The sequence below is a fragment of the Ignavibacterium sp. genome (assembly GCA_032027145.1).
Lineage (GTDB): Bacteria > Bacteroidota > Ignavibacteria > Ignavibacteriales > Ignavibacteriaceae > IGN3.
Window position 1 is genome coordinate 2,215,623 of sequence record JAVSMP010000001.1, and the last position, 25,656, is coordinate 2,241,278.

A 25,656-nucleotide genomic window follows, 5' to 3' on the forward strand; every position below is an offset into this window, starting at 1 on the left:
ATTATGTCCAATTCTTTCGGCTTAATTGAATCAAAAGGACTGGTTGCTTTAGTTGAAGCAGCAGATGTAATACTCAAAAACTCACCCGTTGAAATTCTGGGTGTGCATAAATTAAATAACGGCTTAACTGCCTTAGCGGTAAGCGGTGATCAGGATTATGTTAATGCTGCTGTTGAATCTGCCGTTGAAGCCGGTAAAAGAGTTGGTGAAATAAATGCTTTTACAGTTATTGATCAGCCTCCCAAACAAGTAGTGAAAATATTTGGTGATCTGTTTTTAGTTTCTATGGAAAATAATGATCTGATTTCTGATAGTAATGATGAATTAAACCTTAAAGCTAATAGAGTTTCCGCTCCTGAATTTGAAAAAGCTAAAATCGGGAATAATAAAGTACAGGTTATTAAAAGAAGAGAAATTTCAAAAATATCCGTTAAAGCAGCTCATTCTGATAAAAAAGCTAAAAAAATATCTTCTGGAAAAATTATTCAGGAAAAGCCTGAAGTAAAAGATAATTTACAATCTTCAGAAAATATTTTTTTGCATAATGAATCTGAAAGCAATGGACATAAAAATGATTTGAATCTTTCTACAATTGAACGCTTGAGAAAAGAAGCTTTAGGTGTTGCTGCAAAAAAAGTTTTTAATGAAAATACTACTACACTTGCTCCTGTTAAAAAGATAAAAGTAAAGAATGATTCATTAAGATTGGAAAATCAAATAGTAGATTTTGAACTAATTGATACATTGAATGTACATAAACTTAGAAATTATGCTAGAAGATTTCCTGAATTTCCAATTAAAGGAAGGGAAATATCCAGAGCTAACAGAGATGAGCTTATGGAATATTTTAATAAAATAGATACTCTGCGATAAGTGAAAAATAAAATTATCATAATAATTGCTTCTGTACTGTTTTCGATTTCGATCTGGATATCAATAACATTATCCGAGCAGTTCTTTTCTTCAATTGATATGAATGTCAAAGTTGTAAACCAGCCTAATGGTTACTCTTGCGGATATGTTAACCCTGAAACTGTTTCATTAAAGATTAAAGCAAAAGGATGGCAGTTACTTTCATTAAAGCTTAGCAGAGAAAATTATTTTTTAATTTCTGCTGATAATGACAGCGGATTAAGAAAAAAAGATCCGTTCAGCCAGATCAATGAAAACTCGTGGGTTAGTTCCGGCATAAATATCATCGAGATATCTCCAAGAAATATAACCTACAATGTAGAGAAAGTTAAAGTTAAGAAAGTTAAGATTCAGCCTAATGTTAATATTACCTTTAGTGAAGGCTTTGGATTAGCTACCCCGATAAAAGTATATCCTGATTCAGTTTATGTAGCCGGACCTGGGAGTATTGTGGATACACTTACAGCTATTGAAACTGATCTGTTAGAATTAACTTCACTTGATAATCCTGCTAAAGTAATTGCTGATATTAAAGAGATCAGAGGCTTTCAGTTTGAAAGGAAAAATGTAGAACTGAATCTGGATGTGCAAAGGATTGTTGAAAAAGTATTCAGTGATATAAAAGTTGTAATCAATGATGTACCAAAAGATGGTCATATCCTGCTTATTCCAAATACAGTTGAATGCAGTTTAAGAGGCGGGATAAGTATCTTAGGAAAAATTAATAGTGATCAGATAATTGCATCTGTGTTTTACAGCCAGATTGTTTATGATACAACAGGAACTATCAAACCAAGAATTATAATTCCTGACAATACACAGCTTGTGTTTACAAAACCTGCCAGACTTAATTACATAATCAAGAAGTTTGAATAGCGGTAACTGAATACAATTAAATCAAAGGCAACTAATTATGTTTATCAGCTTTGAAGGGATAGATTTTAGCGGAAAATCAACACAGGTAAAATTATTAGAAAGCTACCTTAAAAGCCAAAATAAAAAAGTTAAACTAATCCGCGAACCAGGCGGTACAGTAATATCTGAGAAAATAAGAAAAATTTTACTCGACAAAGAAAATAATTCTATGGTTATAGAAACAGAAATTTTTCTCTTTTCTGCAAGCAGGGCACAATTAGTAAGAGAAATTATCAGACCTTGTCTTGAAGATGGGTATTATGTTATCACAGATAGATTTCATGATTCTTCAACTGCCTATCAGGGATATGGAAGAGGTTTATCAGTTGAATCAATTGTTAAAATTAATAATCTTGCGATTGGCAATACTGTTCCAGATATAACTTTTTTTATTGATATCCCAATCGAAGCAGCTGCTGAGCGAAAAGCCAAAATGTCAATGGCAGATCTTGACAGAATTGAAGTTTCTGAAGAGAAATTTTTTGAGCGAGTAAGAAATGGTTATCTTGAAATTGCTGAATCTGAAAAAAGATTCAGAGTTATTGATGGCACAAAGAGTATCAATGAAATTAATGAACTGATAATAAATGAAATAAATATTTTTGAAGGTGTTAATAAATGAAGATTAGTAAATATGTTTGGTTCTCACTGTTAATTGCAGCAGCATTAAGTACATTTGGTTTTATCTATTCAAACAAAGATATCTATTTTGAAATAACTAAAAATCTTGAACTGTTTGGAAAAGTTTATAAAGAAATTTCCTTTAACTATGTTGATGAAATTGATCCACAGGAATTTATGAGAGCGGGTATAAAAGGGATGCTTAGTAAACTAGACCCTTACACTGTTTTTATTGATGAAAAAAATCAGGATGATATTGACCTTTTGACAAATGGCAAATACGGCGGAGTGGGTCTTTCAATTGGAATTAGAAATGATAAGGTTACAATTCTTGAAATCCTTGATGGATATTCTGCCCAGAAACAAGGGTTAAGGGTTGGCGACGTTATTACTTCAGTTGGTGATAAATCTGTTTCAACAGAAAAAATTGACGAGATCTCTTCATTTGTTAAAGGAGAACCTGGTACATCTGTTCAGATTAAAGTTCTAAGGTCAAATGAAAGTGATACTTTGATATTTAATTTGATAAGAGAAGAAGTAATTATTAAGAATATTGCATTTGCTGATTTCTATCCGGAAAATTCAGCGAATGTGTATATAAAACTAACTAATTTCAGCCGCTCCGCAGGTGATGAGTTAAGAAGTGCTTTGCGAGGATTAAAAAACAAAAAAGAAATCAGTTCAATTGTTCTTGACTTACGCGGTAATCCTGGTGGGCTGTTAGATGTTGCTGTTGATGTTTGTGACAAATTTCTTAATAAAGGTGTTTTGATTGTTTCCACAAGAGGAAAAGATATCAACAGTGAAAAAAAATATTTTGCAGATGAAGAACCTTTAGCTGGTACCGAAAAACTCATAGTCTTGATTAATGGAAATAGTGCTTCAGCATCTGAAATTGTAGCTGGTGCAATTCAGGATCATGATAGGGGAGTGATTTTAGGTACTCAATCATTTGGCAAAGGATTAGTCCAAACTATAACTCCGCTTAGCTTTAATACTTCTTTAAAGATTACAACTGCTAAATATTATACTCCAAGCGGACGATGCATTCAAAAAGTTGATTACTCAATGGATAACAAAGTAATTCCTGAACACGACTCGCTTAAAAAAGATATGTTTTCTACTGATAATAAAAGGATAGTTTACAGTGCAGGCGGAATAACACCTGATACTGTTGTGGAATACACCATAAAAAGTGATTTGCTGAAAGATCTGTTAGCGAAAGGAAAGATTTTTGATTTTGCTGATCAGTATTATTATAAAAATGAGAAATCAGATTTTAAGAAAATTGATGAGAAGAAATTGATTGCAGAGTTTAAACAATACCTTAAAGATTCTGATTATAAGTACGAATCGGAAACAGAAAAGAAATTCAATGAGCTGATCAAAACAATTAATGAAAAGAATAAGACAAGTAACATTGAAAGCACATTACAAAAGGTTAGAACAGATTTAAATAAAATCTTTGAGAATGAATTCAATGATTTTACAAAAGAGATTGTTTCTGAGCTTAAAATTGAAATTGCTTCGCGATATTTCGGTACAAACGGTGCTATCAAAGAGCGCTTATTGTATGATGAACAGTTTAATGCAGCTCTTAAAATCTTTTCCGATAAGAACATTTATCCGCGACTGCTTAATAGTAAAATGTAAAGATTATGACTAATTCTTTATTTAGAAGAACTAAAGTAATTTACAGGGTAAATCCAACTTATAATAGCTGTCCATCCTGCAAAGCATCCGGCACATTAGGCAGATCTCATAACAGAAATCTAAAGGAAAAGCTGATAAGTAAATTTTCAATTCACAAATATTACAGATGTAAGCAATGTGGATGGCGCGGTGCACTCAGAGTAATTAGATTTACCCAGGCTTCAGTTACTGTCCTGTTATTATATCTGCTGCTTATTTTTGCAATCGGTTTTATTACCCAGCAGATTTTAAAAAGACTGTTATAAGCAATTATTATTTGAGATAATATTTTTAAAAATAATTTTGAATTTATTAAACAAGGTTTTCGTTTGTTTTAAAAACATAAATTTATAACTTAGAATGTTTGAAATATAAATAATTGGTATTTAACAAACAGGGAAAACCTTCCATTATTTCCCTGTGAAATCCGCACTTTAATCTAAATAATTAATAATATAGTTCCAGGATAACCCTGTGAAAGAATTTTTACAATTTTGCCTATAAGGTAAAGGAATACTGATGAAGAAATCTTTTCTGGATTACATTTTTAGAAACAGATTACCTGTTGTGATTTTTGTTGTAATTGCTTCATTTACATTAACATATTTTGTTTCTAGTGCTGAGCGTGATGGTATAGGATATTCACCGGATCAGCCAATTGCATATTCTCATAAATTACATGCCGGAGATATGAAGATCGATTGTCAATATTGCCATGTTGGTGTAGAAAAATCCCGGCACGCAATGGTTCCTGCTGTAGCTACCTGCATGAACTGTCATACTGTAGCAAGAAAAGATACTCCCGAAATAAAAAAGCTTTCTGAGTATTATATTAATGGAATACCGCTGCAATGGAAACGGATTCACAAGATTCCAGACTATGCATATTTTAACCATTCGGTTCACGTAAATAAAGGGATAGATTGCACTGCTTGTCATGGTGAAATAACTACAATGGAAAAAGTCGGTCAGATGAATTCTTTTACTATGGGAAGCTGCTTAAATTGTCATAGGCACGCACACGAAAAACTCCCTGAATTAAGAGATAAAATAAAACCTGGTCCTGAATACTGTTCAGCTTGTCACAGGTAATGGATAACCAAAAATCAGAAGTTAACATGAACAGAAAAAAATTTTTTACATCATTAACGATTGGCACATTGGGATTTGCTCTTTTTAATTCATATCCATTTAAATTTTTTAAAGATAAATCTAAAACACTAAATTCAAATGTAAAGTTGAAGATCAATCCTATGACTGTTAGTAGAAAAAATAAAGGTGGTAAGAATGTCTGAACAGAATAATGGTTTAAATGCAGCTAACGAAGATAATACTCCTCATCCAAACTATTGGAGGAGTTTTGAATCATTATATAATGACCAAACAGTAATTGAAGCAAAGGCTCATGAATTTAAAGCAGGAGTAACAGATGATTTTTCTCCTTCTGGTTTATCAAGTATTTCCAGAAGAAAATTTATTGCATTGTTAGGTGCGTCTGCAGCTTTAGCTGGTACATCTTGTACGGATTATCGTGATAAAGGTGAGATTGTTCCTTATAATGTAAAACCTGAAGAGATTACAGTTGGAAAACCAAATTATTATGCTTCTACCTGTACGGCTTGCCAAAATGCATGCGGAATTTTAATTAAAACCCGTGAAGGTCGTCCAATTAAGATTGACGGCAATCCGGATCATCCAATTAATAAAGGAAAAATTTGTGCAAAGGGACAGGCAAATATTTTAAATTTATATGATCCTGAAAGAATTAAAACACCACAAAAAAATACAAACTCATCTTTTAATGAAGTTAGCTGGAAAGATGCAGATAATGAAATAATAACGGCGCTTGGATTAGCAGACAAAGGTGAAATAGCACTCATTTCTCATACCATCGTTTCGCCTACAATGCTTAAAGTTATTGAAGATTTTAAAGCTAAATATCCTTCAGCTAAACTTTACAGTTACGAATTATTTAATGACTCGATCAAGAATTCAGCATGGAGAAAAATATACGGTTCAGGAAATTTTCCGTTATTAAAATGGGATGAAGCTAAAATAATTCTTTCGCTTGAATCGGATTTTTTAGGCACTGAAGGAAACAAAGTTGAAAACTCCAGAATGTATTCGCAAAACAGAGATGTTGATAATAAAAAATTTACCAGGCTTTATTGTGTTGATAGCGGTTTAACGATTACCGGGATTAATTCTGACTATAGATTACGCATTGATCCGGCAGCACAGCTGGAATTTGTATTAAGTTTAACTAATGAAATAGTTAAAAAGGGGAGCATTACTTCAGTAATTAATATTTCAGATTATGATCTTAGTAGTTTTGCAAAAAAATATAATCTTGATTCAAAGATTTTAGATCACCTTGTTTCAGATCTTATTGCTAATAAAGGTAAATCAATTATTACCGCAGGTAATTCACTGCCGGAAAATGTTCATATAGCTGTTAATCTTTTAAATGATGCTTTAGGTAATAAAAGTTTATACAGAACAGATACATCATCAGTGTCTATTGTTGAACATTCAACCGTAGAAGAGTTTGAAACATTAGTTCAAAAAATGAATTCAGGTTCGGTGGCAGTAGTCATAAATATTGACTGCAATCCGGTTTACCATTTTGCAGATGATCTTGGCTTTGAGAAAGCTCTTTCTAAGGTGCCTTTAAGTATATCTCTTGCAGAAAGATTTAATGAAACATCATCGGTTACAAATTTTACACTTCCGCTTAATCATAACTTTGAAAGCTGGGGAGATGCACAAGTAAGGACCAATGTTATTTCATTACAACAGCCGGTTATTTCACCAATTCATAAAACAAGACAAAAAGAATCAATATTTTTAACATGGATATCAGGTAAGTCAGATAGTTTTACAGAGTATTTATATCTTAGTTATCTGAAGAATAACTGGGAAAAAAATATTTATCCAACTCTTAACTCTAAAATAAATTTTGAAAAATTCTGGCTTGGTGCTTTGCACGATGGAATTGTTAAAACAAATTCTACAGCAATAGAGCCTGGTGCAACTAATTCAGTAACTCTTGACTTACCACAAAAAGGACAAAAAAAATCTGAAAGTCTGACACTTGTTATTAAAGAAAATTATTCGCTTGGTGATGGCAGATATGCTCATAATGGATGGCTCCAGGAGTTACCTCATCCGGTTTCAAAGACAACTTGGGATAATTATGCAGCACTATCAGAAAAGACCTGTAAAGATTTTGGATTAGTAGATAATGATTTGATAGAAGTAAATATTGAAAATAGAAAACTGGTATTACCTGTTTTTATGCAAGCTGGAACAGCAGATAATGTGATTGTTGTAGAAAGCGGATACGGCAGAATAAATTCGGGTATTGTTGCTACCGGTGTTGGCTTCAATGTAAATTCACTTCTTTCGGTTAAATCTGATTTATCACCATGGATTTATAGTAATGCTAAAATTACTAAAACAGGTGATAAGTATTTACTGGCAACTACACAGGAACATCACGCTTTTGATGATCCTTTAGTTCAGGATTTACATATAATCAGAAAAATAATTCAGGAAGGCACTGTATCTCAGTATTTAAAGAATCCTTCATTTATAAAAGAAAATAATGCAGAACATTTGCCAAGTGTTTCAAATCCATATCCATATAATGGCGTAAAATGGGGTATGGCAATCGATTTAAATAAATGCACTGGCTGTGGAGATTGTGTCGTAGCTTGCGATGTTGAAAATAACATTCCGGTTGTTGGTAAAGATCAAGTGTTGAAAAGCAGGGAAATGCAATGGTTAAGGATTGATCGATATTACTCAGGCAGTCCTGATAATCCCAAAGTAAGCGTACAACCAATGTTATGTCAGCATTGTGATCAGGCACCTTGTGAAAATGTCTGTCCTGTTGTCGCAACAACCCACAGTCCTGATGGATTAAATCAAATGACTTACAACAGATGTGTTGGTACCCGGTATTGTTCGAACAACTGTCCCTATAAAGTTAGAAGATTTAACTTCTATAATTTCAGAGATCACTTCAGAGATAGTTATCAGGAGAATCCGATTTTAGCATTGATGCATAATCCTGAAGTTACAGTCAGGTCACGCGGTGTAATGGAGAAGTGTACTTTCTGTGTTCAAAGAATATCAGAAGCAAAGGCTGATGCTACATATCAGAAAAGAAATCTTAAAGGTTCAGATGTAACAACTGCCTGTCAGGATTCCTGCGGTTCAAACGCAATTTATTTTGGCGATATAAACGATAAAGAATCAGAATTTAATAAATATAGAAATCACGAGCTTGGATATTATGTTCTTGAAGAGCTTAACGTCAAGCCGAATGTAACTTACATTGCAAAACTTAGAAATATTCATTCGGAGGAAGTTTAGTGAATATTGATTACTCTCAGGAAGCGCCTCTAATTGCCGGTAGGTTAAAATTAGCTCAGATAGAAGAGCTGATTGCAAAACCTATGGATACAAAACCCGACCGTAAATATTATATTGCGCTTTCAATAGCTGTTACTGCTCTGCTTATCGGAGCTGTTTCTCTCGGTCTTACTTTCTATTATGGAACCGGGCTGTGGGGAAATAACCAGCCAGTTGGCTGGGCTTTTGAAATTGTTAATTTCGTTTTTTGGGTTGGTATAGGTCATGCAGGAACTTTAATCTCCGCAATACTATTCCTATTAAGACAGAAATGGCGTACCGGTATCGCCAGATTTGCTGAAGCGATGACGATTTTTGCTGTAATGTGTGCAGGCATTTTCCCTGCAATACACACAGGCAGACCCTGGCTGGATGGCTATTTACTGCCTTATCCAAATCAGCATGGTCTTTGGGTTAATTTTACTTCACCATTGCTGTGGGATGTCTTTGCTGTTACAACATATTTTACTGTATCACTTGTTTTCTGGTATGTAGGTCTTATTCCGGATTTTGGAAGTATGAGAGATAGAACAACCTCAAAACTCAAAAAAAATATTTACTCAATCTTTTCACTTGGCTGGAGACATTCAAACAGACACTGGTCTCATTACGAAAAAGCTTATATGCTTTTAGCCGGATTTGCAACACCACTTGTATTATCAGTCCACACCATCGTTAGTTTTGACTTTGCAGTCTCAATAATTCCCGGCTGGCATACTACAATTTTTCCTCCTTACTTTGTGGCTGGTGCTATTTTTTCCGGATTTGCAATGGTGGTTACAGTGCTGATTTTTGTTAGAAAGATTTTTGATCTGCAAAATATCATAACAATTGATCACCTGGAAAAAATGAATAAAGTAATTTTACTAACCGGTATGATGGTTGGGTATGCTTATTCAATGGAGTTCTTTATTGCCTGGTACAGCGGAGTTCAGGCAGAATCATTCCTTTTTCTTACCAGGGCACTTGGACCGTATGCATGGGCATATTGGATTATGATTAGTTGCAACGTTTTAATTCCGCAGCTTTTCTGGTTCAGAAAAATCAGACGGTCAGTTCCGCTAATGCTGATTATTGTAATTTTTGTAAATGTTGGTATGTGGTTCGAAAGATTTGTAATCACAGTAACATCATTAAACCGGGATTTCCTGCCTTCAAGCTGGGCTTACTTTACACCTACAATGTATGATTTCGGATTGTTGATCGGCAGTTTTGGTTTGTTCTTTACTCTTGTAATTTTATTTACTAAAGCATTGCCGGTAGTTTCGATTTCGGAAGTAAAAGCTGTTGCTGAAGGTGCTCAGCCTACTCACCACGGAGGTGATCATCATGAATAATGATAAGAATTTATATTGTATTGCTGCAACATTTAATACTCCTGATGAAATTATAAATGCAGCTAAAAAAGTTTCAGGTGCAGGTTATACACATTTTGATGTAAACACTCCATATCCTGTACACGGAATGGATGATGCTATGAAGTTAAAACCATCTAAACTTGGTTTTGTTACCTTGGTTATGGGATTAGCCGGCGCATCCATTGCATTACTTTTTATGTATTGGAGTTTATCTGTTGATTATCCGTTAGTGATTGGCGGTAAACCATATTTTGCTTTGCCAGCTTTTATTCCGGTTACATTTGAAATGACAGTATTGTTAGCTACTGTTGCAACTGTAGTTGCTATGATTATGCTTTTCTTTCAGTTGCCAGATAATAAACATCCTTTGCATGATACTCAGTATATGAAAAGTGTATCAAACGATAAGTATGGAATTACTATTGAAGCAAATGATGATAGGTTTAATGAAACAGAAGTTGAAAACTTTCTTAAAAAACTAAACCCGCTGAATATTGAATTTATATTTTATCCACCCGTAGAAACTTACCCGATATTTCAGCCTAAGTTTCTTTTATTATTAGCCTGTATAGCATTGGTAGTTTCAGGTGGAACATACTTTTCATTAAATAAGTTGATGTTTATGACTCCATTTACCTTTATGATGGATCAGGATAAGCTTATTCCGCAAAAGGGCAGCGAGTTATTTGCTGACGGTTTTGGAATGAGAAAACCTGTTGCCGGAACTGTAGCAAGAGGTTTTATTCCTTATCCTTACAAAGGACAGGTTAATCCAACAGAAGTATTGTCAAATCCATTTTTACCTACAAAAGAAAACATTGCTTTAGGAAAAGAAAAGTATGATATCTATTGTTCGCCTTGCCATGGCTATTTTGCTGATGGAGATAGCCGGTTAAATGGTCAATTTCCAAATCCGCCTACACTGCATTCGCAAAGGGCAAGAGATTTTAGTGATGGTATGTTTTATCATATAATAACAAATGGTCAAAATATAATGCCCTCTTATGAATCTCAAATAACAAGAGATGAAAGATGGGCTATAGTTAATTATATAAGAGTATTACAGCGTGCAAAAAATGCAAGCGATGCTGATTTAACAGAAATGAATAAGGAGGCTGGTAACAATGTCGCAAACTGATTTTCATTACCAGAAAAAAGAACTGCCTGCAAGTCTTACAAAGTTTGGTCTTATTCTGCTAACTATCGGAGTTATTCTTTCTTTAATTGCGTTTTTTGTCGATAGAGAAAGAGCATTGTTTGGCTATTTAGTTACTTATATGATGATAGTCAGCTTAGCAATTGGATCATTATTTCTTGTTGCACTTGAGTATGTTGCCGGTGCAGATTGGAGTACTCCAATAAGAAGAATTCCTGAATTCTTTTCCAAACTTTCACCCTTTTTATTTATTCTGGTAATTCCGCTTCTTGTATTTAATCATGATCTGTTTCATTGGGCGCACATAGAAGCAGTTGCAGAAGACAAAATACTACAAGGCAAAGCGCCCTATTTAAATATTACTTTCTTTGTGATAAGGACATTTGTATTTATTGGTCTTTGGACGTTATTCTATTGGGTGATGATAAAAAATTCACGTAAACAGGATACAACAAAAGATCAGAATCTTACAACAAAGAATATCAGACTGTCTGCAATATTTATTCCCGTATTTGCAATCAGTATTACTTTTACTGCAATTGATTTTATGATGAGTCTTGAACCGCATTGGTTCTCTACAATTTATGGAGTGTACTTCTTTTCAGGAATAGTAGTAACTGCATTAGCTGCGATAACACTTGTTGTAATATTGCTGAAAGAGAGAGGCTATTTTAGTCCCTGGATGAATGATGATCATCTATTTAGTCTTGGTGCAATGATATTTGCATTTATAAATTTCTGGGCTTACATAGCTTTTTCACAGTATCTGCTTATCTGGTATGCAGATCTTCCTGAGGAATCTTTTTGGTATTTAACCAGATGGAATGGCAGCTGGGCTTACATTTCAATTCTTTTAATTTTCGTTCAGTTTTTAGTTCCATATTTTGCTTTGTTAACCCAGCCGTCAAAGAAGAATCCAAAGAGATTAAAGTTTATTTCAATATGGCTTTTGTTTGCACACTTTGTGGATTTGTTTTGGTTAATAATGCCGAATATGAATTCGATGAAAGATGGATATACTTTTAGCTGGATTGATTTGGTATTTCCTATAGCTGGTGTCGGGTTTATTATTTTGATATTTATAATGAGTTATAAAAAAGATAATCTATTACCAATTGGTGATCCAAAATTAAAAAGAGGAATGGATTTTCATCTCTAATAATCATTGAGATAAAAGGTTTTATATGAAAGAAGTTGTAAAAGAAATGACAAAAAGAACTGAGCAGGCATTTGTTAATCCTGGTGCCCGTTTTGGTTTACTTTATATTTATGTTTTGATAATCGGGGTAATAATAGGTTTGTATTATGTAAGTAATCTTGAAAATATATCAAGGCAATCTGTTCCTCCGGTTTTGCCTGATACAACACTTGCAGTAACTGATCTAACGGTAAAAAAAGCCGTTAGCGTTCCACCTGTTATTCTAAGCGAAATATCTAAACCATCGCCGAATCTCTTATCTGAAGGTGAAAAGATTTATAAAACAAATTGTGCATCTTGTCATGGCGATAAAGGTGCAGGAGATGGACCGGCAGCTACAGGATTGAATCCGCCTCCGAGAGATTTTCTTTCTAAAGAAAAATGGGTTAACGGTACTAAACTTTCAGAGATATATAAAACTTTGCAGGAAGGTTTATTGCCTAGTGCTATGATTGCTTATGACTTCCTTTTACCTGAGCAAAAGTTTGCAGTTGCCCATTACATCAGACAGACTTTTGTACCTGATGCTGAAACAGATTCTGAAGATGATTTAGTAGCGCTTGATGCAACTTATAATTTATCTGCTGGAGTCCAATTAGCAGCACAGATTCCAGTAAATAGCGCAAGAATTATTATAGAAAATGAAAACCAAACAAAGATTGAGAATATTAAGAAGTTAACAGAAAAGATAAATTCATTAAGCGGTGATGCCGGATATAATATTTTTAATGAAGTAGTCAAGAATGAAAATACGGTTTTAATGTTTCTGACTATAAATAATGAATGGAAAAAAAGCGAAGACTCATTTATAAATCTGTTAGTCAACAATGTTAATCAGAATGGTTTTAACGGAACTATATATAACTTGAGTGCGAATGAATGGAATGTGTTGTTTGATTTTATGAATAAGCTGATTTAATCTTTGCAAAATGAAACTGTTTCTAAAAATATTCCTTATCATATTAATTGTGTCGGCATCTGTTTTTTCAAACAAAAAAAATAGTGAAATAGGAATAGATGAAAAATTAGGTAAGTATATTCCATTAGATAAAACATTTATTGATGAAAATGGAAAACAGGTTATTCTTAAAGACCTTTTTACTAAACCTACCATTCTTTCATTTGTTTATTATAATTGTCCTGGAATTTGTAGTCCGTTATTGATGGAGCTATCAGATATTATTGGTAAATCTGATCTTGTTGCAGGAGTTGATTATAATGTTGTATCAATAAGTATGGATCAGTTTGAAACCCCAAAAGATGCCGCTGAAAGAAAAGCAACATTCTACAAGGCAGTTAATAAAAATATTCCGCCTGAAAGCTGGAAGTTCTTAACCGGAGATAGTTTAACAATTAAAGAGGTTACTGATGCTGCCGGTTTTTATTTTAAAAGGCAGGGAAAAGAATTTCTTCATACAGGTGCATTTATTTTTGTTGATAATAAAGGAAAAATATGCCGTTATTTATTCCCGAGTTTTTCTGAAAGAAGCGGCTTCGGAATATTACCTTTTGATTTTAAAATGGCAGTAACAGAAACAGCCGAAGGTAATGTTACTCCGACAATTGCAAAAGTTTTACAGTTCTGTTTTAGTTATAGTCCTGAAGGGCAGACTTATGTGCTTAATTTTACAAGAATATTTGGTGCCGGGATTTTATTATTAGTTGGAGTTTTTATAATATTTTTAAAATTTAAACCAAAAAAAGATGATACTAAAACGAGGTAGTTATTTAGATGAATGAAACTATAACAGTTCCGACAAACGGAAAGCATCCAAGCTATTTGGATTATCAGGGAAAGTATAAAGGTTTTCTCGGCTGGATACTTTCTACTGACCATAAAAGAATTGGAATACTATATTTAATTTCTATACTTTCTTTTTTCCTTGTCGGGGTTACATTTGGATTTTTAATAAGATTGGAATTGATTGCTCCTGGAAGAACAATAGTAGATCCACAGACTTACAATGCATTCTTTACTCTGCATGGAGTAATAATGGTGTTTTTGTTTTTGATTCCTGCCGTGCCTGCAATTTTTGGTAACTTCTTTCTTCCAATACTTATTGGTGCGAGAGATGTTTCTTTTCCAAGACTTAATTTGTTGTCGTGGTACCTTTATATTATCGGCGGATTGCTTGCTATACTTTCTATAGTTGCTCCTGGCGGCGCTGCAGATACAGGCTGGACTTTTTATATCCCTTACAGTGTCAGAACCGGAACTAATGTCATCTATGCATTGTTCGCAGCTTTTGTACTGGGTTTCTCTTCAATATTAACCGGAATCAATTTCGTTACCACAGTACATCGTTTAAAAGCACCGGGAATGACCTGGTTTAAAACACCATTATCTGTCTGGTCTATTTATTCAACAGCGTGGGTACAGGTGCTGGTTACTCCAATTATTGGAATTACTTTGCTTTTAGTTATTATCGAAAGAACATTTAGTGTCGGATTATTTGATCCCGCACTTGGCGGTGATCCTGTTTTATTTCAACATTTGTTTTGGATTTACTCGCATCCTGCTGTTTATATTATGATCTTGCCGGCTATGGGTATTGTATCAGAAATAATTCCTGTGTTTGCGAGAAGAACAATTTTTGGATATAAATTTATTGCCTTATCAAGTGTAGCTATTGCATTTTTTGGTTCTTTAGTCTGGGCACATCATATGTTTACAGCTGGAATGAGCAATACAGGGCAGTTTGTCTTTTCACTTTTAACAATGATTGTTTCTATCCCAAGTGCAATAAAAGTTTTTAACTGGACTGCAACTTTGTATAAGGGTTCAATTGAAGTAGCTCCGCCGCTGCTTTATGTCCTTGCATTTATATTTCAGTTTTCTATCGGCGGACTAACAGGAGTAATGCTCGGTGTTCTATCTATTGATATTATGGTACATGATACTTCGTTTGTAGTTGCTCATTTTCATTATGTTATGTTTGGCGGAGCAGGTTTTGGGATTTTTGCAGCATTGCACTACTGGCTGCCTAAAATGTTCGGTAAAATGTATAATGTTAAAGTTGCTAAGAATACATTCTGGCTAGTATTTATCGGATTTAATCTGCTTTACTTCCCGATGTTTATTATGGGATGGTTAGGTATGCCAAGAAGATATTATGACTATTTACCGGAATTCCATATTTATCACTTACTCTCAACAATTGGATCCTGGATATTGATTTTAGGAATACTAATAATGTTTACTAATTTTATTGTTGCGCTGAAACGCGGTAAAAAAGTAACTGAAAAAAATATCTGGGGCGGAGAAACATTAGAGTGGACTATTGAAACCCCGCCAATTCATGAAAACTTTTTAGAAATTCCTACAGTGCACGAGGCACCTTATGAATACAAACAAAACGAAACTGATATAACACAATTTCAGGAGGTTAAGTGAGTCTTCAAGAACATACTGTAACTTATATCCATCGTGATGATGTTGGTGCACGAATGGGAATGTGGCTGTTCCTCTTTACAGAGCTGTTGCTTTTTGGAGGAATGTTTATTCTTTATTCTATTTACAGATTTACTTATCCGGATGAATTTCATCTTGCGGCAAAAGAGCTTAATACGATAATAGGAACTTTTAATACCGCAATTTTACTTACTAGCTCACTTACTATGGCATTGTCAATTGCTGCAATCCAGAGAAATAAGAAATCACTTTCTGTTTTTTTGCAGTTTATTACTATTGTGCTTGCTCTTGGATTTATGGTAAATAAATATTTTGAATGGGGTGCAAAGTTTAGTCATGGTATTTATCCGGGATCAGATATATTGTTAGCAAAACCTGCCGGTGAAATTATATTTTTTGGGTTGTATTATGTAATGACAGGTCTGCATGGGTTGCACGTTATTATAGGAATTGTCTTAATTGCTATTATGATGAGGTTTACTTCTAAAGGAATAATTAAGTCAGACAGCTATGTTAAATTGGAAACTATCGGGTTATACTGGCATCTGGTAGATATAATCTGGATTTTCTTATTCCCGTTATTTTATCTGATAACATAAGATTGAAAAAGGATTGATATGGAAAAAAAACAAGAAAAATATTCGGATAATTCACACAGCTATGGCAATTATATTCTTGTATGGCTCGCTTTGATGGCTCTTACTGCCGTAACAGTAGCGGTAGCAGGTATTAATCTTGGCGGATTAACAGTAGCAACTGCTTTGATTATTGCATCTGTTAAAGCTTATTTGGTATTAACAATATTTATGCATTTAAAAAGCGAAAGCAAAATATTCAGAGTGTTTGTTGGTGTTGCTCTGATTTTTCTTATAGTTTCATTCATTTTATTATTTGCTGATTATTCTTTTATTGTAAGGAATTAAATATGTTTAATGGTGCATCCAATTTTGCGCATGATGTAGATTCACTTTTTCTGTTTACACTTATTGTTTCAGTGTTCTTTCTGGTCCTGATAACAGGATTGATGATTTATTTTGTTATAAAATACAATCGAAAGAGAAACCCTAAAGCAACTAATTATCATGGAAGTACTAAACTTGAAATAACCTGGACTTTAATACCAACTATACTTGTGCTTATTATGTTTTGGTGGGGCTGGACTGGTTATTCAGCAATGTCTGATATTCCGGAAAATGCTATGACTGTTGATGTAACTGCACAAATGTGGAGATGGAGTTTTAAATATGCTAATGGAAAAATTGCTGATTCGTTATACGTTCCGGTTGATAAACCAATTGTATTGAATTTGCAATCTATGGATGTTGTTCATGCCTTTTATATCCCGGCGTTTAGAATTAAGAAAGATGTCTTTCCTAAACAAAACAGAGTTGTTTGGTTTGAAGCTACCGAAATTGGTGATTATGATATTGCCTGTGCAGAATATTGCGGATTAAATCATTCTTATATGTACAACAAAATTAAAGTTGTATCTGAAGATGATTTTAGCGATTGGTTATACGGAAGTTTTGATACTGAGCCGAAAAAATAAAACTGTCTCAAACATAAATTGTTAAGTCAAATTAAAATAATAACAGAGCTTACAAAGCTAAGCATCACTGTTTTCGTTACTGTTACAACTGCTTTCGGTTATATTGCTTATTCAGGTGTTATCAATTCTAAGATGATCCTGCCTACAATTGGTATCCTGTTTTTAGCTTGTGGATCGGCAGCAATAAATCATTATCAGGAACGGAATACAGACCAGCTGATGGAAAGAACAAAGAAGAGACCTATTCCTTCCGGAAAGATAAAAGCATCAACAGTGCTTTTCATGGCTGTGTTTCTTGCCGTCAGCGGTTCTGTTATGTTATTTTACGGCGGTAATCTGTTAGCCTTGTTACTTGGAATACTTAATCTGATTTGGTACAACGCAATCTATACACCACTGAAGAAAAAAACTCCGTTTGCAATAATCCCCGGATCAATTGTAGGTGCATTGCCTCCGATGGTTGGATGGGTATCAGCTGGAGGGGATATTTTTAATCCACAGATTTTATTAATAGCTATATTTTTCTTTATATGGCAAATACCGCATTTCTGGCTGCTTCTTTTACTGCTTGATAAAGATTATCAGAAAGCCGGCTTTCCAACTTTAACACAGATTTTCAATCAACAGCAGTTAGGAAGAATTACATTTATCTGGATAATTGCAACTGCAGTAACCGGTTTACTTTTACCATTATTTCAGATATCTCAGAATGGTTACATAAATTTAAGCCTGTTACTTGCTGCAATCTGGCTTGGTTATAAATCTATCAGTCTTATCAGAAGTACTGTTGAGAGAACATCTTATAAATTTGCCTTTAAGGGCATTAACTATTTTGCATTATTTGTTGTGCTGATGGTTTCAATTGATAAACTTCTATCTTAATTAAAAAATAAATACGTATGGAAATTTTAGATAAATTAGTTTTACCGCAATCTGCTGAACATATTGGACTTCTTCATTATATACTTACACTTGTTCTTGCTCTTTTTGTACCATTTATAAGTGTTGTGTTTGGAGGAACATTTACCTCTATCTACTTCCTTAATAGATTTAAAAAAACAAAACTTCCTTTTTATAAAAAATATTCTATTGAGTTAATTGAATATCTGACGATTAATCCTTTCGCTGGTATAATACTTGGGTTAGTTCCATTGTTAACTGCAATTATAATAGTTGCTCAATTGCTTCATACCGCAAGGATACAAACTGTTAGCTACCTTGCTCTCTCATTTATTTTTGTTTTAACTGCATTAATTTTGATTTATGCTTATAGACATTGGTTGGTCTCAATCAAGATAACTGATTTTGATAATACAAAAGAAGAAAACAGTAGATTTGAATCAAGTTCTTTTTATCTAAGATCCAATTATGGTAAAATCGGTTTAATATTTTTGTTTATAGGTATATGGTTTTATACAGCTGCAATAACATCAGCAACAAACTTTTTAACCTGGAGCTTTCCAGGGATTATCACCTCAATTGCTGCACCTGGAGTTTTATTAAACTTATTGATCTTCCTGACTTTTGCTTTAGCTTTAAGTAACGCTGCTTTTTTATTTATCCATTTATATTGGAAAAGAGAGAAAGAAACAGTCCATTCCGATTATACAAAATTCGTAAAGGATATTTGTTCAAAAGCCGGATTAAGGGCTTCTATTCCACTACCAGTTTTAATTGCAATTAACTTATTTTCCTTTTCAGAAACAGCATTATCTGGTTCAATATTTATCTATTCAGTTATCAGTATTGTTTTAATATTTCTTGCTTATCATTTATTCTATTTGATCTCAAGTAAGAACGAATACAAATTTGGATCAGTTATATTTATCGTTTTAATTTTTGGTTTAGCAGCTTTAATCATCAAAGATCAAAAAGCAATGACTAATGCAACTGTAGGTCATTCATTAGTTCTTAGTACAGAATACAATCGAGTGTTCTCCGAATTAAAAGGAGAGGGGAAAATTGCTGAGTTGAATGGTAAAGAAATTTATGATGTAAGATGTGCAAGCTGCCATAAGTTTGATCAAAAGTTTGTTGGACCGGCTCATTTTGATGTGCTTCCAAAATATGATGGTAAAAAAGCTCAGCTAATTGCATTTATCAAAAATCCTGTAAAAATAGATCCTGCTTACCCGCCAATGCCTAATCCAGGGTTAACTCCTAAGGAAGTAGATGCAGTAGTTAAATATTTATTGGACGAATATCACAGACAAAAAAAGTAGCCGGTAGTATTAAAGCAAGATGATGATTATTTCACCTTTTACTTTTTAATATAAATCTGAATCCTCATCGTTAATTTGATCTTCATACTTATCAGTCTTATTGATTGTAAACATACTGTTTAACATATCTTTAAACTGAAGACCTGACTGAATTCCGAATTTACTAAGCATAGAGTATTCAGCTAAACCGTGAAGAATAAATTCCATGAAAAGTAACGAAAGCTTTTCATCAGCATCTGCCTGATACTTGTTTAATACAGATTTAAGTCCAGGAATTTTCATTAGAATTGATTTATATTCTTCATTAGTTGCATTAAAAAGTATATCTATCTGATTATTTTTCGAGAACCAATTAACAATTTCGGAGTAAGGATCTTTGCCCTGTTTCTTCTTTAATATTTCGGGATTTGGAAAATACTTTTCGAAAATTGTTTTAATTGCTTTATTGATCAGAATATTCGCTACTTTAACGGGACCTTCCTGTTCACCTTCGTAAACAAGTTCTACTTTACCTGTAATAGTTGGAATCACTCCAGCCAGATCAGATATTCTGGCATAAACAACTTTTTCTGAATTAATGATTCTTCTTCTTTCAGCATAACTGATTAAATTTTCATAAGCAGAAATTGTTAATCTTGCTGATACACCGCTTTTTTCATCCACGTATTCACTTTTTCTTGCTTCAACAGCTATCTGTTCAATTAGTTCTTTTAAGAGCGGATAAACGATAACATGATCACTTTGCTCTTCTGCTAAATTTGCTTCTTGTTCAGTTATATTTTGTGATATTGAAATTGATTTTGGATAATGAGTAATTATCTGGCTGTCAATCCTGTCTTTGAGCGGAGTAACAATAGCTCCTCGGTTTGTATAGTCCTCCGGATTTGCAGTGAATATAAATTCAATATCAAGTGGAAGTCGTAATTTGAATCCTCTGATCTGAATATCGTTTTCCTGAAGTATATTAAATAATGAAACCTGTATCCTTGCCTGTAAATCAGGTAATTCATTTATAACAAATATTGAACGATGTGATCTTGGAATTAATCCAAAATGTATAACTCTTTCATCCGAATAAGGTAATTTCAAATTTGCTGCTTTAATCGGATCAACATCACCAATTAAATCAGACACAGTAACATCAGGTGTTGCAAGCTTTTCTGTATATCTGAAAGACTTGTGAAGCCAGGTAATCGGAAGATCATCACCCATTTCTTTCACTTTTAATTTTGATTGATAAGTTATTGGATTTAATGGATCTTCATTTAAATCACTTCCTTCGATAATCGGAATGTATTCATCAAGAAGATTAACTAATAATCTTGCAATTCTTGTCTTAGCCTGTCCTCTTAATCCAAGCAAAAGAATATTATGTCTTGAAAGAATTGCAGTTTGCAGTTCAGGCAGAACAGTTTCATCATAGCCGAATATCCCTTCAAATGGATTTGAATTATTCTTGAGTGATGCTATCATATTTTTACGCATCTCATCCTTGATTGAAAGCGGCTTATAACCACTTTTTTTCAGTTCAGCTAAATTTTTAATCTGGTTAACATTCATACAATCACCTTACTCTCTTTTTTCTGTTTCTTATGTAATCTTCAAAAATAAAATCTCCTAATCCTGATAAGCTGCTGTAAAAAGCACGCCCATTGTTTGTCTTTGTAAATTCTCTTACAAATTGCTGCAAATAAGGATCGCGTGCAATCATAAAGGTAGTAATAGCTATTCCAGCTCTTCTGAATTTTGCTGCCTGATCTAAAGTCCGGTTCAAAATTTTTCTATCAAGACCAAAACTATTTTTGTAATATCTGATTCCTTCTTTTAAGCAAGTTGGCTTACCATCTGTAATCATAAATATTTGTTTGTTGTTGGTTTTTCTTCGCCTTAATATATCGCCTGCTAATTCAAGCCCTGCAACAGTATTGGTGTGATAAGGTCCAACTTCAAGATAGGGCAGATCTCTTATTGAAATTTCCCAGGCATCATTTCCGAATACAATTATATCAAGAGTATCTTTAGGATATTTTGTAGTTATTAATTCAGATAAAGCCATTGCAACTTTTTTGGCAGGTGTAATGCGATCTTCGCCATATAGTATCATTGAATGAGAAATATCTATCATCAGAACGGTTGAAGTTAAGGTTTTATAATCTCTTTCTTCAACTTCAAGATCATCTTCTGTTAAACTGAATTCTTCAATACCATGATTTATTTGAGCTTTTCTTATAGAATCAGTTATATCAATCTGCTCAGGCAGATCACCAAACATATATTGTCTTTTCTCAGATGTTTGTTCATCACCCTGACCGGCTAAAAAGGTTTTGTGGTTACCTGTTAAATTCTTTTTTAATTTTCCAAAAATCTCTTCCAGAGATCGCTTTCTGATAGTTCTTTCTGATTTATTTGTGGGAATAAACTCTAATGTTTTATCATCTTGTTTAATGAAGTTTTGATTTTTAAGATCTTCAATAAAATCAGCCATTCCATAATTATTGTCAGTTATCTGATATCTTCTGTCTATATCATTCATCCAGTTAAGTGCTTCATCTACATCACCCGATGAAATAGTAAGTAATTGAAGAAAAATATTTAGAAGATTATCAAAAGTTGATTTAACTTTTTCTTTTGAAGGATCAAATTTTGTAAATCTGTAGCCGAGCATAAGCGTACCTAATCACCTATAATCAAATAATTGAGTATTCTTAATAATTAAGTTCTAAATAACAATATTTTATAAAATAGGAAAGGGAATTATTTCTTGCTTAGTTTTTTTATCAGGTCGTTGATTCTTTTGTCGGAGTTATTTAATTGTGAGGCATTTCTGTAATATCGAAGTGCCATACCTTCATTTTTGTCAATCAGATATGCATCTCCTAAGATACTCATAACTTTAAATGATTTGGGAAACAGTTTTACAAGTTCCTTAAGATAAATAATCGCATCAGATGATTTATTTAATTCTAACAAATTCTTAGAAAAAACAGTTAACCCATCTTCGTCAAAATTAAATAGTTCTTTTTGATATTTATAAATAAAAGATAGCTTTGAAATCGTTGAGTCAATCCCGCCTGTTTTATATATTTTCATTAATTCTTGTGAAATTGTTTGAGTAATTACAGGTTGAATTCCGGTTGAATAAAAACTCAGAATATCCTTTGCCGGCTCTCCTAAATTTATATCTCTGATATTAGTTAAATATACTGCTGCAATTTTTTTACTCGGAGAAATAATCATTGAACCGCTGAATCCTGTTCCAGCACCTGCATGACCAAAATATTTCAAAGTATCATTCTCAACATCAAGAGAAAATCCAAGTCCATAGTCAATATAAGTTCCGTTTTTTAATCGTGTTCTTTTAGTCATTACCCTTAAAGTATTTTCATCAACTAATTTATTTTCGAGTAAAGCCTTTGCAAAGAGCAACAGATCTTTTGAGTTGGATAAAAATCCACCACCAGCAACCTTTATACTTAAATCAGCCAGCGGAGCATTAATAAAATTGTAATCAACATTTTTCTCATATCCCCGCGCTCTAAACGGAATTATTTCTCGCTGTTTATCAGCTCTGGTTATTGACATTCCGGATGTTTTAAGAACTGTTTCAGTAACGTAATTATCAAACGGTTTTTTAGTTACCTCTTCAATAATTGCAGCAAGAATATTATAGCCTAATGATGTGTATAAATATTTTGTTCCAGGTTCAAACATTAATGAGTCGTACTCAAAAACCTTTAATGCATCTTTTGTTGTCAGATAAAGTTTTTTACTATCAAATTCACCCTCTTTATAATTTCGTATTCCGGCAGTATGATTTAATAATTGTCTGATAGTAAACTTATATTTTTTTTCAGGAAAGTAAGGAATGTATTTTCTGATATCTATATCAAGATTAAGAATACCTTTTTCCCATAGCTGCATAATAGCAATAGCGGTAATTGGTTTTGATATCGAAGCAATCCTGAATAATGATTTATCTGATACAGCAACATTATTTTCGATGTCAGAATAACCGATGCTGTTAACCCATTTAATTTCATTATTAACTAACAAGCCTGCTGAGATAGAAGGTACCTGTTTTGTTTTTATATAGTTTGATAAATATTCGTCTAAATATTTGTTTAACGTCTGCTGTGCATTTGTCTGATAAGGAACAAAAACAAAAACGATAAACAAGAGAATATTTATAATTATTTTATCTTTCATTACACGGTATTCAGTAAAAAAAAAGCTGTCAAAGGACAGCTTTATAAATCCTATTTAATAGTTACCCTTTTTTCAATAATGTTATCAATCAGCTTATATTGTTTTGCTTCTTCAGAAGATAAGAAATAATCTCTGTCACAGTCTTTTGTAATCTGTTCAATTGATTTTGAAGTATGCTCAGCTAATATTTTATACAAAGTATCACGGGTTTTGATCATTTCTTTTGCATGAATTTCAACATCAGTAACCTGTCCGCCGATTCCTTGTGTCCATGGTTGATGAATCATAATTTTAGAATGTGGAAGTGAGGATCTTTTTCCGGATGCTCCTCCGGCTAAAAGTATTGCGCCCATACTCGCAGCCATTCCCACACAAATAGTTGCAACATCAGGTTTTATATATTTCATAGTATCATAAATTGCCAGTCCAGCTGAAACACTTCCGCCGGGTGAATTAATGTACATCTGAATATCTTTCTCACTGTCTTCAGCTTCAAGGAAAATTAATTGCGCAATAGTTAAACTGGCAATGTGATCATCAATTGCTGTTCCTAAAAATACAATTCTTTCTCTGAGCAAACGCGAATAGATATCCATTCCTCGTTCACCGCGTCCGGTCTGTTCAATTACATAAGGTACTAACTGGTTAAAAATTTCAATATTATTTTTCATCTGTTACCTCTTGTTTTGATTTGAGTTTATCAGCATCAACTTTTACAATTGTATTGTTTGATTTAAGAAAATCAAATAATTTTTTATCCAATATACGTTCGCCTTGATTTGATGATTTATAATAGTTAATCAGCTTTTCGACAGGCAGACCAGTTTTTACTGATTCTGACTCAGCTAAATCTTTGTAGTCCTGATCTGTTAATAATATATTCTCTGCTTTTTGAATTTCGTTTTTAACCAGATACCATTTTACTTCAGTCTCCGCTGATTTTTCTAATCTCTTTTTTGCTTCTTCTTTATTAAAAGAATATTTATTTCTTTTTGCCTGCTCTTCTTCATTTTTAACATATTCGTTAAGAATATTATTAACAAGCGAACGAGGTGGAATAAATTCGTTGTTCTTCAGAATTTCGCTGATCAGTTTAATTCTGATCATTTCCTCTGTCTGATTATCATAATATGATTGGATATCTTTTCTAATTTCCTCGCGTAAATCAGACTCATTAGTAACTTTATTGCGGCTCATCTTTTTTATCAGTTCTTCATCCAATTCCGGATAAATAATTTTCTTTAATCCAAGAATCTTTACATCATAGTAATATTCTTCTTTATGCACTTCTTCAGTACCGTCATCATGTTTATGTGTGTGCTCATCTTTAAATACAAAGTTAAATGACTCACCAACTTTTTTATTTTTAGAGTTAACTACTATTTCTTTAGAAATGCCATCAGCAGTCAAATCTATCTGCATTTTCTCTGGTTTTGTATCCTGAATTATTTCGTCATTTTTTTTAATCAACAGAACTTCAGCATCAATTATAAATTGATTATCAGTTATTAGCTCAGCATCCTCTAACTTTTTATTTGTCTTTAAGAAATAGTCAATTTCTTTTTGGATCTCGGAATCACTTGCAATTAATTCAGGAATCTCGAAGGATAAATTTTTATAGTCTTTAACATTTAAAATTGGAATAGTTTCAAATTTAACTTTGAATGAAAGATCTTTTTCAGGTTCAAATTTAAGATCTGTCATAGCTGGCTGACCGATTGGCTTCAATTGTTTTTCATCTGCGATTTTCCAAAAAAAAGAATTAGCAATTTTTTCAGAAGCTTCGTATTCAAAAGCATCGCCGTACATTTTCTTCAGCATAGAAAGCGGAGCTTTTCCTTTTCTGAATCCCGGAATCTGAATTTTTTTAGTCTGCTTCTTAACTTCTTCTTCGATATCTTTTTTGATTTCATCGTACTGAAGTTTTATTTCAACTTCTTTTTCTGAAGAGTTTAAATCAACAACATTAAATTCCATAATAACAATAACCTTAAAA

At 33.1% G+C, this 25,656-nt stretch carries 24 protein-coding genes; 19 read left to right on the forward strand and 5 right to left on the reverse strand.

Going from position 1 to position 25,656, the window contains the following annotated elements; genetic code table 11:
• The first annotated feature begins 3 nt into the window (after window positions 1–3).
• The 19 genes from ROY99_09270 (at window position 4) to ROY99_09360 (ending at window position 19,454) form a co-directional block, all read left to right on the forward strand.
• Window positions 4–873, forward strand: a complete 870-nt coding sequence (locus ROY99_09270) for a BMC domain-containing protein (protein ID MDT3696570.1) — start codon at window positions 4–6, stop codon at window positions 871–873.
• On the forward strand, window positions 874–1,788 hold the full coding sequence (locus ROY99_09275) for a hypothetical protein (protein ID MDT3696571.1): 915 nt from the start codon (window positions 874–876) through the stop codon (window positions 1,786–1,788).
• 37 nt (window positions 1,789–1,825) lie between these two features.
• Entirely contained in the window at window positions 1,826–2,449 is a 624-nt protein-coding gene (gene tmk / locus ROY99_09280; protein ID MDT3696572.1) for a dTMP kinase, read from the forward strand.
• A complete protein-coding gene (locus ROY99_09285; GenBank protein ID MDT3696573.1) occupies window positions 2,446–4,101 on the forward strand; it encodes a S41 family peptidase in 1,656 nt (551 codons plus the stop codon). The genes tmk and ROY99_09285 overlap by 4 nt, the downstream gene beginning before the upstream one ends.
• Before the next feature lie 5 nt (window positions 4,102–4,106).
• Window positions 4,107–4,406, forward strand: a complete 300-nt coding sequence (locus ROY99_09290; protein ID MDT3696574.1) for a hypothetical protein — start codon at window positions 4,107–4,109, stop codon at window positions 4,404–4,406.
• A gap of 253 nt (window positions 4,407–4,659) precedes the next feature.
• Window positions 4,660–5,232, forward strand: coding sequence for a cytochrome c3 family protein (locus ROY99_09295; GenBank protein MDT3696575.1), 573 nt, complete (start codon window positions 4,660–4,662; stop codon window positions 5,230–5,232).
• A gap of 26 nt (window positions 5,233–5,258) precedes the next feature.
• Entirely contained in the window at window positions 5,259–5,435 is a 177-nt protein-coding gene (locus ROY99_09300; protein ID MDT3696576.1) for a hypothetical protein, read from the forward strand.
• The gene (locus ROY99_09305; GenBank protein MDT3696577.1) at window positions 5,428–8,520 is read left to right on the forward strand and encodes a TAT-variant-translocated molybdopterin oxidoreductase; all 3,093 of its coding nucleotides are present in this window, start codon (window positions 5,428–5,430) and stop codon (window positions 8,518–8,520) included. The genes ROY99_09300 and ROY99_09305 overlap by 8 nt, the downstream gene beginning before the upstream one ends.
• Window positions 8,520–9,896, forward strand: a complete 1,377-nt coding sequence (gene nrfD, locus ROY99_09310; GenBank protein ID MDT3696578.1) for an NrfD/PsrC family molybdoenzyme membrane anchor subunit — start codon at window positions 8,520–8,522, stop codon at window positions 9,894–9,896. The genes ROY99_09305 and nrfD overlap by 1 nt, the downstream gene beginning before the upstream one ends.
• On the forward strand, window positions 9,889–11,055 hold the full coding sequence (locus ROY99_09315) for a quinol:electron acceptor oxidoreductase subunit ActD (protein MDT3696579.1): 1,167 nt from the start codon (window positions 9,889–9,891) through the stop codon (window positions 11,053–11,055). The genes nrfD and ROY99_09315 overlap by 8 nt, the downstream gene beginning before the upstream one ends.
• On the forward strand, window positions 11,042–12,232 hold the full coding sequence (locus ROY99_09320) for a quinol:cytochrome C oxidoreductase (GenBank protein MDT3696580.1): 1,191 nt from the start codon (window positions 11,042–11,044) through the stop codon (window positions 12,230–12,232). The genes ROY99_09315 and ROY99_09320 overlap by 14 nt, the downstream gene beginning before the upstream one ends.
• Window positions 12,233–12,257: 25 nt before the next feature.
• Entirely contained in the window at window positions 12,258–13,190 is a 933-nt protein-coding gene (locus ROY99_09325) for a cytochrome c (GenBank protein MDT3696581.1), read from the forward strand.
• 49 nt (window positions 13,191–13,239) lie between these two features.
• The gene (locus tag ROY99_09330; protein MDT3696582.1) at window positions 13,240–13,995 is read left to right on the forward strand and encodes an SCO family protein; all 756 of its coding nucleotides are present in this window, start codon (window positions 13,240–13,242) and stop codon (window positions 13,993–13,995) included.
• A gap of 8 nt (window positions 13,996–14,003) precedes the next feature.
• A complete protein-coding gene (locus ROY99_09335; GenBank protein MDT3696583.1) occupies window positions 14,004–15,665 on the forward strand; it encodes a cbb3-type cytochrome c oxidase subunit I in 1,662 nt (553 codons plus the stop codon).
• Window positions 15,662–16,282 (forward strand): cytochrome c oxidase subunit 3 family protein, encoded by a 621-nt coding sequence (locus tag ROY99_09340; protein ID MDT3696584.1) that lies wholly within the window; start codon window positions 15,662–15,664, stop codon window positions 16,280–16,282. The genes ROY99_09335 and ROY99_09340 overlap by 4 nt, the downstream gene beginning before the upstream one ends.
• 18 nt (window positions 16,283–16,300) lie before the next feature.
• On the forward strand, window positions 16,301–16,606 hold the full coding sequence (locus ROY99_09345) for a cytochrome C oxidase subunit IV family protein (protein ID MDT3696585.1): 306 nt from the start codon (window positions 16,301–16,303) through the stop codon (window positions 16,604–16,606).
• 2 nt (window positions 16,607–16,608) lie between these two features.
• Window positions 16,609–17,232, forward strand: a complete 624-nt coding sequence (gene coxB, locus ROY99_09350; GenBank protein ID MDT3696586.1) for a cytochrome c oxidase subunit II — start codon at window positions 16,609–16,611, stop codon at window positions 17,230–17,232.
• 18 nt (window positions 17,233–17,250) lie between these two features.
• On the forward strand, window positions 17,251–18,114 hold the full coding sequence (locus ROY99_09355) for a protoheme IX farnesyltransferase (protein MDT3696587.1): 864 nt from the start codon (window positions 17,251–17,253) through the stop codon (window positions 18,112–18,114).
• 17 nt (window positions 18,115–18,131) lie between these two features.
• Window positions 18,132–19,454 carry a c-type cytochrome gene (locus ROY99_09360; GenBank protein MDT3696588.1) on the forward strand — a complete coding sequence of 441 codons (1,323 nt, stop codon included), beginning with the start codon at window positions 18,132–18,134 and terminating at the stop codon, window positions 19,452–19,454.
• Between the two features lie 45 nt (window positions 19,455–19,499).
• Here the strand turns inward: ROY99_09360 and ROY99_09365 are convergent, their stop codons facing one another.
• The 5 genes from ROY99_09365 to tig form a co-directional block, all read right to left on the reverse strand.
• The gene (locus ROY99_09365; GenBank protein ID MDT3696589.1) at window positions 19,500–21,014 is read right to left on the reverse strand and encodes a magnesium chelatase; all 1,515 of its coding nucleotides are present in this window, start codon (window positions 21,012–21,014) and stop codon (window positions 19,500–19,502) included.
• A gap of 4 nt (window positions 21,015–21,018) precedes the next feature.
• Window positions 21,019–22,119 (reverse strand): hypothetical protein, encoded by a 1,101-nt coding sequence (locus ROY99_09370; GenBank protein ID MDT3696590.1) that lies wholly within the window; start codon window positions 22,117–22,119, stop codon window positions 21,019–21,021.
• An 89-nt stretch (window positions 22,120–22,208) separates the two neighbouring features.
• Window positions 22,209–23,660 (reverse strand): serine hydrolase domain-containing protein, encoded by a 1,452-nt coding sequence (locus ROY99_09375; GenBank protein MDT3696591.1) that lies wholly within the window; start codon window positions 23,658–23,660, stop codon window positions 22,209–22,211.
• Window positions 23,661–23,710: 50 nt separating this feature from the next.
• On the reverse strand, window positions 23,711–24,331 hold the full coding sequence (gene clpP / locus ROY99_09380; GenBank protein ID MDT3696592.1) for an ATP-dependent Clp endopeptidase proteolytic subunit ClpP: 621 nt from the start codon (window positions 24,329–24,331) through the stop codon (window positions 23,711–23,713).
• Window positions 24,321–25,637: a trigger factor gene (gene tig, locus ROY99_09385; GenBank protein MDT3696593.1), complete on the reverse strand. Its 1,317-nt coding sequence runs from the start codon at window positions 25,635–25,637 to the stop codon at window positions 24,321–24,323. The genes clpP and tig overlap by 11 nt, the downstream gene beginning before the upstream one ends.
• Between the last annotated feature and the right edge of the window lie 19 nt (window positions 25,638–25,656).